The 15,477-nt window shown below is 53.8% G+C and carries 11 protein-coding genes and 1 pseudogene; 4 read left to right on the forward strand and 8 right to left on the reverse strand.

All coding sequences use genetic code 11. The annotated features are described in order from the left end of the window. Window positions 1–6: 6 nt before the first annotated feature. The 4 genes and pseudogenes from AB9F27_RS10870 to AB9F27_RS10885 all read right to left on the reverse strand — a co-directional run. Window positions 7–1,806 (reverse strand): annotated as a pseudogene (locus AB9F27_RS10870) (aminopeptidase P family protein); the annotation flags it as partial. Between the two features lie 35 nt (window positions 1,807–1,841). Next, window positions 1,842–3,719 carry a cobaltochelatase subunit CobT gene (gene cobT / locus AB9F27_RS10875; protein ID WP_335585880.1) on the reverse strand — a complete coding sequence of 626 codons (1,878 nt, stop codon included), beginning with the start codon at window positions 3,717–3,719 and terminating at the stop codon, window positions 1,842–1,844. A 28-nt stretch (window positions 3,720–3,747) separates the two neighbouring features. Then, on the reverse strand, window positions 3,748–4,719 hold the full coding sequence (gene cobS, locus AB9F27_RS10880; protein ID WP_335585881.1) for a cobaltochelatase subunit CobS: 972 nt from the start codon (window positions 4,717–4,719) through the stop codon (window positions 3,748–3,750). Window positions 4,720–4,955: 236 nt separating this feature from the next. Then, window positions 4,956–5,591 (reverse strand): DnaJ domain-containing protein, encoded by a 636-nt coding sequence (locus tag AB9F27_RS10885; protein WP_039001333.1) that lies wholly within the window; start codon window positions 5,589–5,591, stop codon window positions 4,956–4,958. Between the two features lie 121 nt (window positions 5,592–5,712). On the opposite strand from AB9F27_RS10885, the gene AB9F27_RS10890 reads away from it, so the two are divergent. Further along, window positions 5,713–5,976: a BolA family protein gene (locus tag AB9F27_RS10890; RefSeq protein ID WP_335585882.1), complete on the forward strand. Its 264-nt coding sequence runs from the start codon at window positions 5,713–5,715 to the stop codon at window positions 5,974–5,976. Between the two features lie 3 nt (window positions 5,977–5,979). On the opposite strand, the gene AB9F27_RS10895 is transcribed toward AB9F27_RS10890, so the two are convergent. Both AB9F27_RS10895 and gatB read right to left on the reverse strand, forming a co-directional pair. Then, window positions 5,980–6,396, reverse strand: a complete 417-nt coding sequence (locus AB9F27_RS10895) for a DUF4177 domain-containing protein (protein ID WP_335585883.1) — start codon at window positions 6,394–6,396, stop codon at window positions 5,980–5,982. A gap of 121 nt (window positions 6,397–6,517) precedes the next feature. After that, entirely contained in the window at window positions 6,518–8,029 is a 1,512-nt protein-coding gene (gene gatB / locus AB9F27_RS10900) for an Asp-tRNA(Asn)/Glu-tRNA(Gln) amidotransferase subunit GatB (protein WP_335585884.1), read from the reverse strand. A gap of 190 nt (window positions 8,030–8,219) precedes the next feature. On the opposite strand from gatB, the gene AB9F27_RS10905 reads away from it, so the two are divergent. Further along, window positions 8,220–8,819, forward strand: coding sequence for a transglycosylase SLT domain-containing protein (locus AB9F27_RS10905; protein ID WP_335585885.1), 600 nt, complete (start codon window positions 8,220–8,222; stop codon window positions 8,817–8,819). Window position 8,820: 1 nt separating this feature from the next. Here the strand turns inward: AB9F27_RS10905 and AB9F27_RS10910 are convergent, their stop codons facing one another. Next, complete coding sequence (locus tag AB9F27_RS10910; RefSeq protein ID WP_335585886.1) at window positions 8,821–9,573, reverse strand: SDR family oxidoreductase; 753 nt, start codon at window positions 9,571–9,573, stop codon at window positions 8,821–8,823. Then, a complete protein-coding gene (gene pepN / locus AB9F27_RS10915) occupies window positions 9,570–12,128 on the reverse strand; it encodes an aminopeptidase N (RefSeq protein WP_335585887.1) in 2,559 nt (852 codons plus the stop codon). The genes AB9F27_RS10910 and pepN overlap by 4 nt, the downstream gene beginning before the upstream one ends. Window positions 12,129–12,357: 229 nt before the next feature. On the opposite strand from pepN, the gene AB9F27_RS10920 reads away from it, so the two are divergent. Both AB9F27_RS10920 and AB9F27_RS10925 read left to right on the forward strand, forming a co-directional pair. Next, the gene (locus tag AB9F27_RS10920) at window positions 12,358–14,487 is read left to right on the forward strand and encodes a malate synthase G (RefSeq protein ID WP_335585888.1); all 2,130 of its coding nucleotides are present in this window, start codon (window positions 12,358–12,360) and stop codon (window positions 14,485–14,487) included. Window positions 14,488–14,694: 207 nt separating this feature from the next. Further along, window positions 14,695–15,471 carry a gamma-glutamyl-gamma-aminobutyrate hydrolase family protein gene (locus AB9F27_RS10925; RefSeq protein ID WP_038999812.1) on the forward strand — a complete coding sequence of 259 codons (777 nt, stop codon included), beginning with the start codon at window positions 14,695–14,697 and terminating at the stop codon, window positions 15,469–15,471. The last annotated feature ends 6 nt before the right edge of the window (window positions 15,472–15,477 follow it).

The raw sequence follows: 15,477 nt of genomic DNA on the forward strand, positions 1-15,477 counted from the left end.
GTTGGGAAGGGGCGCGCAAGCAGTTTGAAGCCACGTAAGTGTAGTCGGCGAAACCTTGTCTTGGAGGCGTTGAAGAACGTCATAATGATAATAGTCCACCCACGCGCGTTCAGATTTTGTCAGCATATCGACCAAAATTAAACGGCGATCAAAGGGGGTAAAAGTTTGGGTGCGGAATTTCAAAAACTCACGCTCAGGATCTCCAGAAGGGCGCGTGGGCGCAGCCTCAACAACGACCAAGTTTTCCAACCGAATGCCAAAAGAACCTTCGCGATAGTATCCCGGTTCATTTGAAAGGATCATGCCCTCTTCAAGCGGCACTTTTCCTGTTTTTGACAAGCGTTGTGGGCCTTCGTGAACCGAAAGATAACTGCCTACGCCATGTCCGGTTCCGTGGTTGAAATCCTGCCCTGCGGCCCAAAGAGCAACCCGTGCAAGCGGGTCGAGGTCGCTGCCGGAGGTTCCGCGTGGAAATTGCACTTGGCTGATGGCGATAAGGCCTTGCAAGACGCGGGTATAGCAAGTTTTTTCGTTTTTTCCGACGTCGCCAATCGCGATGGTGCGGGTGATATCGGTGGTCCCGTCTTGGTACTGGCCGCCACTGTCCACCAAAAGGAGTTCGCCCAGATTTGCCGCGCGATTTGTCTCATTTGAGACTCGATAATGCATGATCGCCCCATGTGGGCCGGCGCCGGTAATTGTCTCGAAGCTGATCTCACGCAACTCATTGCTGGATGTACGAAAGCCCTCAAGCTTTTTGGTTACATCGATTTCCGTCAACTCACCGTTGGGTGCTTCGGCGTCGAGCCACGCGAGGAATTCCGCCATCGCGATGCCATCCCGCACCTGTGCCGCATCCGCGCCAGAAATTTCGACGGAGTTCTTACAAGCTTTGGCAAGCGCACAAGGATCATCGTCATGTACAATCTTTGCGGTTTTTAACAGTTTTTCAATAGCATAGGGCGCTGTTGCAGGGTCGATTTGGGTGGCTCCCGTGAGGGTCCCTAGGACAGTTCCGAGGCTGGCTTCGGGATGAATTCGGACACCCGTTCCCAGATGGACCTCCAGTTCAACAAACTTCTCAGGGGCGGCAAAGACGTCTACGCTGGCGTCGGCGTGTAATATACACATGCCTTGGACAACGGGATTGCGCGCAATGTCGGAACCACGAATATTGAGCAGCCAGCACAAACTGTCCGGTTGCGTGATGACGAGGTGTTCAATCCCGTTCTCGGTCATGATCTCGACCAGACGCAAACGTTTACTTTCGCTTTTTTCGCCAGAAAATTTAAGGGGGTGGGCGATGGCGGCGGCGCTTGGCGGGGCGGGGCGGTCGCTCCAAATATCGTTGACTAAATTGTTTTCCAGAGGCCACATTTGCACGTTCGAACCATCGATAGTGCGTTTCAAATCGGCAATTTGTTTTACCGTGTGTAGCCAAGTATCAAACCCAATCCGGCTACCCGTTGGTGCATGTTCTGCAAGCCACGCGCCGAGGGAAGTTTCGGGCCACGAAACGGGGGTAAAATGGGCCAAGTCGACTTGGGATTTAACTTGCGTGCGATAGCGCCCGTCAATGAATACGCCCGCGCGATCCTTGAGGGCAGCGCAAAAGCCAGCGGAGCCTGTAAACCCAGTCAGCCAAGAAAGGCGCGCATCGCAATCGGCAACGTATTCGCCCTGAAACCGGTCAGCGCGTGGCACAAGGTAGCCGCTTACCCCCTCAGTGGCCATACGCTCCCGTAAGGCGGCCAAACGCGCGGGGCCATGTTCGGGGTGCGAGGTGTTCTCGAAGGATTGAAACATGGGGCGTCCTTTTTGTTGGTTTGGTCGACGTTCGCCTATTTGCGGACTTTGCTAATTCCCAATATCCGAGCGCGTGCACGAGGATCATTGTCAAAGAGCGCGGCGAGTTGTTCCGTCATCGCGCCTGCAAGTTGCTCTACATCCGTGATCGTCACCGCGCGGTCATAATAACGCGTCACGTCATGGCCGATTCCGATGGCCAAAAGCTCGACCATTTTACGCTTTTCAACCATCGCGATCACGTCCCGAAGGTGTTTTTCAAGGTAATTTGGAGGATTTACCGAAAGGGTGCTGTCGTCCACGGGGGCTCCGTCGCTGATAACCATCAGGATTTTGCGGGCTTCGGGGCGGGAAATCATACGGCGGTGGGCCCATTCGAGTGCCTCGCCATCGATGTTTTCCTTCAGTAATCCTTCTTTCATCATCAACCCCAAATTGGGGCGGGTACGGCGCCACGGGGCGTCGGCGGATTTATAGATGATGTGGCGCAAGTCATTGAGGCGACCGGGTTGTTGTGGGCGTCCTTGGGCGAGCCAGCTTTCACGGGCTTGGCCGCCTTTCCACGCGCGTGTGGTAAAGCCGAGGATTTCCACTTTGACTGAGCAGCGCTCCAAAGTCCGCGCAAGAACGTCGGCACAGATCGCCGCAATCGAGATCGGGCGCCCGCGCATGGAGCCAGAGTTGTCGATCAAAAGCGTCACACAGGTATCACGGAATTCGGTGTCTTGCTCGACCTTGAAGGAGAGCGGCGTGGTGGGGTTTGCGATCACGCGCGCAAGGCGGCCCGCGTCCAGCATACCCTCTTCTTGGTCGAAATCCCAACTGCGGTTTTGCTGCGCTTGAAGGCGGCGCTGCAACTTATTGGCAAGGCGCGAAACGGCCCCTTTGAGGGGGTCGAGTTGCTGGTCGAGATAGGCGCGCAGGCGCTCAAGCTCGGCAGGTTCTGCAAGGTCTTCGGCGCGGATTTCTTCGTCATTTTCGGTGGAAAACACGAGATATTCGGGGTCGGCGTCCGAATGCCCAGCGGGGGGAGGCGGGTCCATCGGGGCGTCGCCCTCTGGCATTTCGGCCTCGTCGCCCTCTTCTTGGTCGGCCATATCATCAGAGGAAACCTGCGCTTGGCTCTGGTCTTGGCTGTCGTCCTGGCTTTGTTCGGGGGAAGCGTCGGATTCGTCGTCTTCCTGATCATCACCTGTGGAATCGGGGTCTTCGGCGTCCTCGGCTTCGGGTTCCGCCTCGTCGCTGGAGTCGTCATCTTGAGCATCTGGGTCTTCGCCGAGCTGGTCGCCATATCCGAGGTCTTGGATAATTTTGCGCGCGAATTTTGCAAACCCTGCCTGATCAGCGAGTTGTGCCTCAAGGTCGTCAAGGGTGCCGCCAGCTTGGTCCTCAATAAAGGGACGCCAAAGTTCCATCACGTTTTGCGCCCCAGCAGGGAGAGGGCGTTTGGTCGCCAAATGGCGGATCAAAAAGCCAGCCGCATCGGCAAGGGGCGCGTCGGCTTGAGCCGTGATATTGTCGAACCCGCGACGCACGGATTCCGCGTCAATTTTCGCGTCAATGTTGCTCAGAGCGCCAGGCATTTCGCGGCCACCGACGGCCTCGCAGCGAGCATTTTCCATCGCAACATAGAGATCCCGCGCCATTTGCCCTTCGGGCAAATAACGGTTGTGGGTCTCTGGATTGTGAAACCTATGCCGCAGTGCCAGAGCATCGGCGGTGCCCCGCGCAAGCATCACTTCTTCGCGGGTCATGCGGCGGCTTACTTGTGGCAAGCGCACGGAATCGGCGGTTTTACCGGCCGGATCGACAGTGAAGGTGACCGAAAGCTCAGGATCATTCGCCAAAACACGAGTCGCGTCTGCGAGGGCCTTTTTGAACGGGTCAGCGGGATTGTCGGACTTAGAATTCATAGGTTTTGTCCTAACAACGACCTCATTTTTATCCCAAGCTCATGCTTGCAGCACTTTCTGGCAGTTCTTCATCAAAGCAACGTTGATAGAATTCAGCAACCGTTTGGCGCTCAAGTTCGTCGCATTTGTTGAGGAAGGACAGACGGAAGGCATATCCGACGTTGCGGAAAATCTGTGCATTTTGCGCCCATGCGAGGACCGTACGAGGCGACATAACCGTTGAAAGTTCACCATTCATAAAGGCTGTACGGGTAAGGTCAGCAACAGTCACCATTTGGCCAATAGTTTGGCGCCCAGTTTTGTTATTATAAGATGGGTTTTTGCCGATCACGATGGCGGTTTCCGCATCGTGGCTTAAATAGTTGAGCGTCGCGACAAGGCTCCAACGGTCCATTTGACCTTGGTTTATTTGTTGTGTGCCGTGATAAAGGCCCGTTGTGTCGCCAAGGCCGACGGTGTTCGCGGTGGCGAAAATCCGGAAATATGGGTGCGGGGTGATCACTTTGTTTTGGTCAAGTAGGGTAAGTTTGCCGTCTGTTTCCAAAACGCGTTGGATCACGAACATAACGTCAGCACGGCCCGCATCGTATTCGTCGAAAACGATGGCCGTGTTGGTGCGCAAGGCCCAAGGCAAAATGCCTTCTTGGAATTCTGTGATTTGCTTGCCGTCTTTGAGCTTGATTGCGTCTTTACCAATCAGGTCAATCCGCGAAATATGGCTGTCGAGATTGACGCGAACGGTGGGCCAGTTCAGGCGTGCGGCGACTTGTTCGATGTGGGTCGATTTTCCCGTTCCATGGTAGCCTTGGATCATGACACGGCGATTGTAAACAAAGCCAGCAAGGATCGCGAGGGTCGTATCGGGGTCGAATTTATAGGTGTTGTCGATATCGGGAACGCGATCTGAGCGCTCGGCGAACCCCTTTACGACCATATCGCTGTCGATGCCAAAAACGTCGCGTACTGAAATTTCTTCGGTTGGTTTGACAATGTCATTCATCGTGCCAAGTGCCTTCTATCTGTCGGTTTTCGTTCGTGCAGCCATGAGAAAACATCGCAACGCTCTTTGATGTTGTTGGTGCCTTATCGCGGCCCGATACGCAAGGGGGGCGGGGTAATTTCCTCTCTCCTGAGGGCTGTTCCAGTGGGCAAACGCAAAAACGGCACGTGCATTACTGCAGTGCCGTTGCGTTCTGTAATAATCTTAGGTTTGCAGAGCCTTTACCGCGCAAAGGTCTATCCGTCTTTAAACGCGCGGCTTTCCTTGATCTGGTCCCAAGCCCAAACAACTTCTTGCAGCCGTTCCTCGTCGGAACGATCCCCGCCATTCATATCGGGGTGCAGGATTTTGATCAGCTTTTTATACGTCTTGCGGATTTCCGCTTTGGTCCAGTGATCCTTGGCTTCCAGAATTTCCACCGCTTTGCGCTCCGTGGGGGGGAGGCGCCGTGTACCGGTGATCGATTTTCCGGGATTACGGGTCGCATTCTCGCCCAAAACTTGATGCGGATCATCCACGCCAAGGCGTTCCCACGCGCGCTGTTCTGGGGTTTTCTTGCCCAATGGCTTGGTATCGCGATTCCAGACGCGGTCACTTTCTAGCTGTTCGTCGATTTCTTCTTCGGTCGCCCCGTTGAAGAAATTCCATTTCAAATTGAACTCGCGCACGTGGTCTTTGCAAAACCATAGGTATTCGTCCAAGTGATCAGGGGAGCGGGGCGCGCGATATTTACCGCCTTCCTCACAACCAGCATGCTCACATTTGCGAGTCGAGGTTTCAAACGCGCCAGACATGCCGCGCCGTCCTTTTGTGCGTTTCTTTTTGTCCGTAGACACGCTCATGTCAAACCCGAAGGGATCGTCTTTTTTCATGGTGGCGTCCTGTATGTGCATGTCGTAAATTTGACGTTAGGCTCAAAACTTCTTCGTCTCTGAGTCGGAGCAAACCAGCATAGAGAATTGAGCAGTAAGGTGAAGAGGAAACATACCAAAAATGTCTATTGAGAACGAAATAACCGCAAAACTAGCAGCGGAATTTGCGCCAGTGGAGCTTGAAGTGATAAACGAGAGCCATCTACATGCCGGTCACTCGGGCGATGATGGCTCTGGCGAGAGCCATTTCAGGGTGGTTATTCAGTCTGCGGCTTTCACGCCAATGTCGCGCGTGGCGCGTCATCGCGCGGTGCATACCGCCCTTGGCAAAGATTTGGTCGCACGCATTCACGCTTTGTCACTGGATATAACCCCCGTGGCATAAGCCTTAATCGTCGTTGGCTTTCGCGACGACGATTGGCTCAAGTTCGGGCGCCTTGGGAGAGATATCTCCCTTTGCCCCAAACAGCTTCAAGGGGGGAGGCGCTGACAGTTTTTCGTTTGCAATGATCGGAGCGCGCACCCGCGCTGTTTTTTCTACATCCAGTAACCGCGCACTTATAGTGTCGTCTTGCAGCAGGCGGCGAAACACGAGTAAATTCTGATAGCTCGTGGTTTTGGACCCGAAGGTCGAGCGCTCCTCACAAGGGAGCGTTTCGGCCCGCAAATATTCCCAACCTTCGCGGCCCAACTCATTCATCAAAGAGGCGAAAGCGTTTGCAAACCGCTCGTCCGTCGTGCGTGCGCCCTTGGCTTTGAGGCCCTTAATTGGCGCGGGTACGACTTTGTATTGGTACGTTGGCATACTGCCCCCTGAAATTCATCCACGGATGTTCCCTAAAGAAAATTCAGGAAAACTCAAGTTAAACCAAACGGAACGCTCTTAAAGTTGCGCGTTCCGTCCTCAATCTTCACTGGTCTGCGCGCTATTCCGCCAACAGGCGTGCAACGATTTCGTTGACCGCTTGCGGGTTGGCTTTGCCACCCGTCGCTTTCATCACTTGGCCCACGAACCAACCGGCCAATTTCGGATTGGCGCGCGCTTTTGCGACTTGGTCTGGGTTGTCGGCAATGACTTTGGCCACAGCGGCCTCAATGGCACCAGTATCGGTGACTTGCTTCATGCCGCGCGCTTCGACGATCTCGGCGGGGTCGCCGCCTTCGGTATAGACGATCTCGAAGAGGTCTTTGGCGATCTTGCCCGAGATATCGCCGTTGGCAATTAAGGCGATAACGCCGCTCAATTGGGCGGGTGTAACAGGGCAGGCACCGATGTCTTTGTCGTCTTTTTTGAGGCGACCAAAGAGTTCGTTGATGACCCAGTTCGCGGCCAGTTTCCCATCGCGCCCTTCGGCGACCTGTTCGAAATATGTCGCGTTCTCGGCTTCAGCCGTCAGAACAGTCGCGTCATAATCGGATAGCCCAAAGTCCTTGATGAACCGCGCTTTTTTCGCATCTGGAAGCTCGGGAAGCGTTTTCGCAATGTCATCAACCCAGTCTTGCTCAATCTCAAGCGGGAGCAAATCAGGGCAGGGGAAATACCGATAATCATGCGCTTCTTCTTTGGAACGCATGGAGCGGGTTTCGTTTTTGTCCGCGTCATACAGACGGGTTTCTTGATCGATAGAGCCGCCCGCTTCGAGAATCGCGATTTGGCGTTTGGCTTCATAATCAATCGCCATTTGGATGAACCGCATCGAGTTCATGTTCTTGATTTCGCAGCGCGTTCCCAGATGGCCGAAATCTTCCGTGGCGCGGTATTTTTCGTACTGGCCGGGCAAACATACCGAAACGTTCACGTCTGCGCGCATGCTGCCGTTTTGCATATTGCCGTCACATGTGCCGAGATAGCGCAGAATCTGGCGCATCTTGGTCACATAGGCGGCGGCCTCTTCAGGGCCACGAATATCGGGGCGGCTGACGATTTCCATCAAGGCCACGCCCGTGCGGTTCAGGTCGACAAAACTCATCGTCGGATCCATATCGTGGATGGATTTGCCGGCGTCTTGTTCAAGGTGAATGCGCTCAACCCGCACTTCGCGTGCAATTCCTTCTGACATTTCCACCAGCACTTCGCCTTCGCCCACGATGGGGTGGTACAGCTGGCTGATTTGATATCCTTGCGGCAAATCGGGGTAGAAATAGTTCTTGCGGTCAAAGGCGGAATAGAGGTTGATCGCTGCCTTCAAGCCAAGACCCGTACGCACCGCTTGCTCGACACAAAATTCGTTAATCACAGGCAACATTCCGGGCATGGCCGCGTCAACCATGGCGACATTGCTGTTGGGTGCATTGCCGAATTTGGTGCTGGCGCCCGAAAAGAGTTTCGCGTTGCTTGCGACCTGTGCGTGGATTTCCATCCCGATCACAAGTTCCCAGTCGTGCTTTGCGCCAGCGATGGTTTTTACTTTTGGCGCTTCGTAGGTCAGGTCCAGCATGGTCTATTCCCTTGGGTCTTTGGATCAAGTTGTGCACGCATCTGTAAATCAGACCATGAGCCGAGGCAAGGGGGCGGGAAAGGAACACGGTGGCAAAAAACCGCGCGAATTGGCCCAAAATTTATACCGAGTTTGCCAAGCGGGATAAAAATGACCTAGATGGCGCAAGATTCCTCAGAAAGAAAACCTAATGGTTGTATTTAGTAAGTTTGCGGTTGCCGTCGTGGCGGTCCTAGCAGTTAGCGCCTGTGGCAATGGAAACAACGCAAATGCGGACATTGATCCGTCTTCTGATGTTGTGATGCGGTGGGATCATCGCCCCGAATCTGATATTTGGACCAAGGCCACGCTGAAGGCGATTTCGGACAACGGATCGGTTCTCACAGAGCTAACACCCCGAGATATTGAAAAATGGTGTCCTGCTTACATTGAAAACGATCAAGAGCAACGTGCGTTGTTTTGGTCAGGTTTGGCCTCAGCTTTGGCAAAGCACGAAAGCACGTGGAATCCAAAAGCTGTGGGTGGCGGTGGCCGATGGATCGGTTTGGTGCAAATCGCCCCCGCAACGGCGCGAAACTATGGCTGTAATGCGACCAGTGTTGCCGACCTCAAAGTTGGCAAAAGTAACCTCTCCTGTGCGATGAAAATTTGGTCTACGACAGTATCACGCGATGGAGTTGTTGCAGATAATTTCCGCGGAGTTGCCGCCGATTGGGGCCCATTTCACAATCGCAAAAAACGCGAGGACATGCGCGCATGGACCAACGCCCAGAGCTATTGCACGACTTAAATTAGCGTCCGCCTCCTACATCTAGAATGGCGCCCGTCATATAGGACGCCTTCTCCGAGAGCAAAAACAGGATCGCTTCGGCGATTTCGGTGGCCTCGCCTGCGCGTCCCATTGGGATCAAATGAGCCAGTGCATCTTCGCGGCCAGGTTCGCCGCCTTTCGCGTGGATTTGCGTGCGCGTTATTCCCGGACGAACGGCATTGACGCGAATGTCATCGCGTGCGTTCTCTTGTGCCAATCCCGTGGTGAAAATATCGACCGCAGCTTTTGATGCCGCATAGTCCACATATTGCCCCGCACTTCCGGTGCGCGCAGCGACGGACGAGATATTCACAATGCAGCCGCCAACCCCACCGTATCTTTTTGCCATGCGCTTCACGGCTTGTTGGGCGCATTGTATCACGCCAACAGTGTTGACCATGAACATTTGCTCTAAACGGGCGCGCGACATGTCCTCCACACGCTGTGTCGTGTCGACAATTCCCGCGTTGTTTACAAGCCCATAGAGGGGGCCGAGGGCTGTGTCGCATTGAGTGAAAATCCGAAGAATATCTGCCTCAACCGCCATATCGCCTTGAAGAAGAACGGTTTTCGCACCCAAGGCGTGCGCCCGTTTGGCCACCTCCCGTGCGCCTTTTTCGTCGCTGCGGTATCCGATGCCGACATTATAGCCCTGCGCCGCAGCAAGTACGGCGGTGGCCGCACCAATGCCCGCACTTGCCCCCGTGATCAAAACTGATTTGCGTTCGGTCATGCATCGCTTCCCAAGATACGGGTCACCATTTCATGGGTGTCGCGCGATAGATTTGGCGTGGCTTGGATGCGTTTGAGTTGCTCTATCATCTGCCCTTGGCGCCCCGCATCATACCGACGCCAGCTGTCGAAAGCGGTGCTCATACGAGCCGTTGTTTGGGGGTTCGCCGCGTCTAGTTTGATCAACCAGTCGGCCACCAGCTTATACCCAGCTCCGTCGGCAGCGTGGAAGCCAGCGGTATTGGCTGTAAGACCGCCGAGGGCCGCGCGAAATCTGTTTGGATTTTTCCAATCGAAGGCCGCGTGTTTGGTGAGAGTCTTTGTGATCGCCGCTGCTTTCTGAGGTGCTGCGAGGCCGCTTTGAAGGCCGAACCATTTGTCCATAACAAGGCGATCCTGCGCCCATTGGGTCTCAAATGCTGCAAGTTCTGTTTGGCCGCGATCAATGCGCAAAAGGCACGCGAGCGCCTGTAATTGCTGAGTCATATTATCTGCGGCCGTATATTGCGCACGGGCTTGGTCGCCACCGTCAAGGCGCGAGATTAGGCCAAGAACTGCGCCTTGTAACGCGCGCTTTCCAGCGGGGGCGGCCTCTGAGCTAAACGGCCCATCGACATGATTGGCCGCGTAAATGCGTGGCAAGAGGTCTTGAAGATGTTGTGCAATCGACTGAGACAGCGTTTCAAGGGCGGTATAGATTGCCATCGGATCAGGTGTAACTCCGACATCGAACAAGGTTTGCGCGATGTCATCTTGGCTTGGCAACGCGAGCGCCAAAGCTTGAAATGCAGGATCAAGGTTTTCGTCCCGCAAGACCGCCGCGAGTGCATCAAGAAAGTCAGAATTCACGGGCGCATCCGCAGTCAGCATCGCCACAAGGGTTTCTTTGGCCAACGCGCGACCCGCTTCCCATTTGTTGAACGGATCGGTGTCATGGGCCAAAAGAAACGCGCGTTCTTTTGTGCTGCTTTGGCGCTCAAGGATCACAGGCGCTGAAAAAGTGCGTAAAATTGAGGGGATGGGCTTTGTACTGAGACCAGTGAAGCGAAAGCTCTGCTCCGCCTCTGTCATCTCAAGAATGCAGGTCTCGCGCACCTCATCACCATTGGGGTTCAAAAGCCCGACTGCAATGGGAATGACGCGTGGATCTTTGACGGGTTGCCCCGGCGTTGGCGGCGTCGCTTGCTTGAAGTGCAAGATATAGGTGCCATCCGAAAATTCATCCGTCACCGAAAGGCGCGGTGTCCCCGCTTGGGAATACCATTTCGAGAACTGTGTTAGGTCGCGGCCTGTTGTATCCTCAAAAATCTTGAGCCAATCTTCAATGGTTGCCGCGTCACCGTCATGGCGCTCGAAATAAAGGTCCAGCGCCCGTTTATAATTCTCATCTCCGACAAGGCGCTTCAACATGCCGATAACTTCGGCGCCTTTGTCATACACGGTTGCCGTATAAAAATTGTTAATCTCAACAAAACTTTCTGGGCGCACGGGGTGGGCGAGGGGGCCGTTGTCTTCGCGGAATTGACGAGCACGCAGGGTAATAACGTCGTCAATCCGCTTCACGGCGTGGCTGCGCATGTCGCCAGTGAACTGTTGATCGCGGAAAACCGTGAGGCCTTCTTTGAGGCACAATTGGAACCAGTCGCGACAGGTAATTCGGTTGCCCGTCCAGTTGTGAAAATACTCATGGGCGATGATACCTTCGATGCGCTCGAAGTTTGCGTCGGTTGATGTCTCGGGCGAGGCGAGAACGCAGGAAGAGTTGAAAATGTTCAAGCCCTTGTTCTCCATTGCGCCCATATTGAAGTCGTCCACGGCAACAATGTTGAATATGTCCAAGTCGTATTCACGGCCATAAACGTCCTCGTCCCACCTCATGGAGCGTTTTAGCGCGCCCATACCAAAAGCGCATTTATCTTCATCGCCCGGACGGACGTAGATATTCAGCGCGACATCTTTGCCCGATTTTGTTGTGAAACTATCGGTGTGCGCGATGAGGTCGCCCGCCACCAACGCGAATAAATACGCGGGTTTCGGCCAAGGGTCGTGCCACTCGGCAAAGCCTTCGTCTGACGTACCCGAATTGCCGTTCGAGAGTAAAACAGGTAGCGCGCTTTCGACCCGCACTTTAAAGGTCGCCATCACATCAGGGCGGTCGGGATAATAGGTGATTTTGCGAAACCCTTCGGCCTCGCACTGCGTACAATACATGCCGTTCGACATATAAAGCCCTTCAAGGGCCGTGTTGGTTTCGGGCGAAATTTCGACTTCTGCTTCGAATATGAAAGGGCCAGTTGGAACCTCGGCCGTGAGGCCAGTCTCGGTCAGGGTAGGGGAAATTTTGACGCCGTCAATATGCGCCGAAATGAGCTTTAAGTGCTCGCCGTGGAGGAAAAATGCTTGCTCTGGTGCTTTTGGATTGGGACGAAAGTGAATTTTGCTTTTAACACGTGTTTTTGTCGGAGACAGCTGAAACGTCAGTTCTACCCCGTCAATAAAATGCGAAAACTCTTTGTAATCGGACAGGTAAATCGTTTGTTCGGTGGTGCTTGTCATGTCGTCAATCCTTTTGGTTGCCCAAAGTTGAACAGTTTCGCTTGAGGGCTGCAAGGGCATTTCTTCGTGGAGAAGACATACGAATTTTGATGAAAAATATCGCGTGATAGGCCCAGAGTATTCTTTTGTGAGGCGTTCGAGTTCAATTGGTAATAAGACCTTACCAGCAGCTTGCGTTTCTCCCGTGTTGCCCGTAATTTGCGGCCAAATGACAATCGGAGAGACGACCATGACGCAATATCTGGAACGAAATGGCCTGCAGGTTGCCCCAGAAATGGTGCAATTTATCGAGGAGCGCGCCCTTGAAGGGACAGGCGTTTCTGCTGATGCTTTTTGGGCGGGCCTGTCTGGAATTGTGCATGATTTGGGTCCAAAAAATCGGGCGCTGCTAGAGACACGTGAGCGGCTCCAGTCCGAAATTGACGCATGGCACGTAAAACGTCGTGGCAAACTCCATGACGCGGCTGAGTATACTCAGTTTCTTAAGGATATCGGGTATTTGGTTCCCGAAGGCGCCGATTTTGTTATTGAAACCGCCAATGTTGATCCAGAGATTGCGACGATACCGGGCCCTCAATTGGTTGTTCCGATTACCAATGCTCGGTTTGCGCTCAATGCGGCGAATGCCCGTTGGGGCAGCCTTTATGATGCGTATTATGGCACGGATGCCCTTGGTGATTTGCCTACCGGACGCGCGTATGATGCTGCGCGTGGCGCCCGCGTTGTTGCGGCCGCAAAGGCGCATTTGGACAAAGCCATTCCATTGAAAAGTGGAACGTGGGCGGAAGTTAGTTCTATTGCTGCAGGGCCAAAGGGGCTTGATCTGGGTGATTTTGAATTGGCTGACCCTGCGCAATACGTGGGCTATGCAGACTCCGAAGTTTTGCTGGCGAAAAACGGTCTTCATATTCGTTTGATCATTGATAAGGCACATCAAATTGGTGCCACTGATCCCGCTGGCCTTGCGGATGTTATCCTTGAAAGTGCCGTTTCAACGATCATGGATTGCGAGGATTCCGTGGCCGCTGTCGATGCCGAGGATAAAGTTTTGGCTTATTCCAATTGGCTTGGATTGATGCAAGGCAACCTTTCGGAAACGGTCTCAAAAGGCGGTAAGACCTTTGATCGTGTGCTCGCGCAGGACGTGGTTTTCACTGCAGCGGATGGATCGACGCAAAGCTTGAAGGGGCGCTCGCTCATGCTCGTGCGCAATGTGGGGCATTTGATGTCCAACCCCGCTATTTTGGACCGAGATGGACTGGAAATCGGCGAAGGCTTAATGGATGCCATGGTGACCACGCTTATCGCAATGCATGACCTTAAGCGCGAGAGCGGAAATTCCATTGAGGGCAGTGTTTACGTTGTGAAACCCAAGATGCACGGCCCCCAAGAAGTGGCTTTTGCGGATGAGATTTTCACACGGGTTGAGGACGCCCTCGGCTTGCCTGCGAACACCGTCAAACTGGGGATTATGGACGAGGAACGGCGCACGTCTGCGAACTTGAAAGAGTGTATTCGTGCCGCCAAAAAACGGGTGGCCTTTATCAATACAGGCTTCCTCGATCGCACGGGCGACGAGATCCATACTTCTATGGAAGCAGGACCGTTCCAGAAAAAAGGCGACATGAAATCAATGCCTTGGATTCTTTCCTATGAGGATCGTAACGTCGATATTGGCTTGGCTTGTGGGTTGTCTGGCAAGGCACAAATCGGCAAGGGCATGTGGGCGATGCCCGATTTGATGGCGGATATGTTGGTCGCGAAATCTAGCCATCCGATGGCGGGGGCCAATTGCGCGTGGGTTCCAAGCCCCACTGCAGCCACGCTGCATGCAACGCATTACCACACCATCGACGTGTTTGAGCGTCAACGCGCGATCGCGGCGGGCGGACCTCGCGGCTCTTTGGCCGACTTGTTGACCATTCCTGTCGCAAATGGGGTCAACTGGAGTGATGAAGAAATTGCGGCCGAAATTGAGAACAACGCGCAGGGAATTCTCGGATATGTAGTGCGCTGGATTGATGCGGGGATCGGATGTTCCAAGGTTCCTGATATCAATGACGTTGGCCTGATGGAAGACCGTGCGACCTGCCGTATTTCAAGCCAAGCTTTGGCGAATTGGTTACATCATGGCGTTGTGTCCGAAGCACAAGTCATGCGTGCCATGCAGAAAATGGCGGCAGTCGTTGATGGACAAAATGCCTCTGACCCAACCTACATTCCCATGGCTCCTAGCTTTGCTGGTATCGCTTTTCAGGCGGCGTGTGATTTGGTGTTCAAAGGGCGCGTTCAGCCTTCTGGTTATACGGAACCCGTTCTTCATGCTCGCCGTTTGGAGCTGAAAGAAAAGAGTTCGTAAAGTCCAAAAACGCGTAAAGAAAAGGCGTTCAAGCCCCTAACTGCCAGCATTTTAAGTGACGGCACTGGTTTGGTTGGAAAAGCCTGTATTTACGTACAAATCTGCACAGGCGCTTGTGCGTTGGGGCACATTTTTATGTTGATTTGGCTCACCTTTCAGCAAATAAACGCGCTATAGTATATCTGTTACTCATGTTTCGGAGACGTTATGGCGCGCCCTATTGTAGGCATCATTGGCAATCACTTTCTAATTAATGATCAATATCCGGCGCAGTCGGCAGGAACAATGAATTGCTGTGCAATTTCAAACGTGTCCGGATGTACGCCTTTGATTGTCCCTGCTGACCCTCGCTATGTTTCGGTTGAAGATTTGCTAGAAAGTTGTGACGGGTTTCTATTTACGGGCGCTCGGGCGAATGTGCATCCTGAGGAATACGGCGAAATTGAAACCCTAGCGCATGGCGATTTTGATCGGGCGCGGGATGCCGTTACTTTACCCCTCGTGCGGGCCTGTGTTGAACGTGGCCAGCCCATTTTCGGCATTTGCCGTGGGTTTCAGGAGGTCAACGTTGCTATGGGCGGAAGCTTGTTTCCCGAAATCCGTGACCTTGAGGGGCGTGACAATCACCGCATGCCGCCCGACGGAACCTTGGAAGAAAAGTTCGAGTTACGCCACGACGTGACCCTCACACCCGACGGACCCTTCGCCGCCGTTTTTGGCACACATAAAGTATTGACGAATACGCTGCACGGGCAGGGGATCAAGACCGCTGGAAAACGGGTCGTTATTGATGGATATGCGCCCGATGGGACCCCCGAAGCGATTTACATTAAGGATGCTCCCGGATTTACGATGTCGGTTCAGTGGCACCCCGAATGGAACGCGGACGCCGATCTTGTGTCCCGCCCATTGTTTGAAGCTTTTGGTACTGCGGTGCATAAATGGGCGCAGAACAAAAACGTGATGTTCTCCAAAACTGCATAAATGTCT

This window comes from Falsihalocynthiibacter sp. CO-5D18 (assembly GCF_041205445.1).
In the GTDB taxonomy this organism is placed as follows: Bacteria; Pseudomonadota; Alphaproteobacteria; order Rhodobacterales; family Rhodobacteraceae; genus Falsihalocynthiibacter; species Falsihalocynthiibacter arcticus.

Bases quoted from the DNA above. Each gene is read 5' to 3' on its own strand.
- gatB (WP_335585884.1), bottom strand. From the start codon at position 8,029: ATGCTGGACCTGACCTACGAAGCGCCAAAAGTAAAAACCATCGCTGGC.
- cobS (WP_335585881.1), bottom strand. From the start codon at position 4,719: ATGAATGACATTGTCAAACCAACCGAAGAAATTTCAGTACGCGACGTT.
- cobT (WP_335585880.1), bottom strand. From the start codon at position 3,719: ATGAATTCTAAGTCCGACAATCCCGCTGACCCGTTCAAAAAGGCCCTC.
- AB9F27_RS10920 (WP_335585888.1), top strand. From the start codon at position 12,358: ATGACGCAATATCTGGAACGAAATGGCCTGCAGGTTGCCCCAGAAATG.
- AB9F27_RS10910 (WP_335585886.1), bottom strand. From the start codon at position 9,573: ATGACCGAACGCAAATCAGTTTTGATCACGGGGGCAAGTGCGGGCATT.
- AB9F27_RS10925 (WP_038999812.1), top strand. From the start codon at position 14,695: ATGGCGCGCCCTATTGTAGGCATCATTGGCAATCACTTTCTAATTAAT.
- AB9F27_RS10885 (WP_039001333.1), bottom strand. From the start codon at position 5,591: ATGAAAAAAGACGATCCCTTCGGGTTTGACATGAGCGTGTCTACGGAC.
- AB9F27_RS10895 (WP_335585883.1), bottom strand. From the start codon at position 6,396: ATGCCAACGTACCAATACAAAGTCGTACCCGCGCCAATTAAGGGCCTC.
- pepN (WP_335585887.1), bottom strand. From the start codon at position 12,128: ATGACAAGCACCACCGAACAAACGATTTACCTGTCCGATTACAAAGAG.
- AB9F27_RS10905 (WP_335585885.1), top strand. From the start codon at position 8,220: ATGGTTGTATTTAGTAAGTTTGCGGTTGCCGTCGTGGCGGTCCTAGCA.
- AB9F27_RS10890 (WP_335585882.1), top strand. From the start codon at position 5,713: ATGTCTATTGAGAACGAAATAACCGCAAAACTAGCAGCGGAATTTGCG.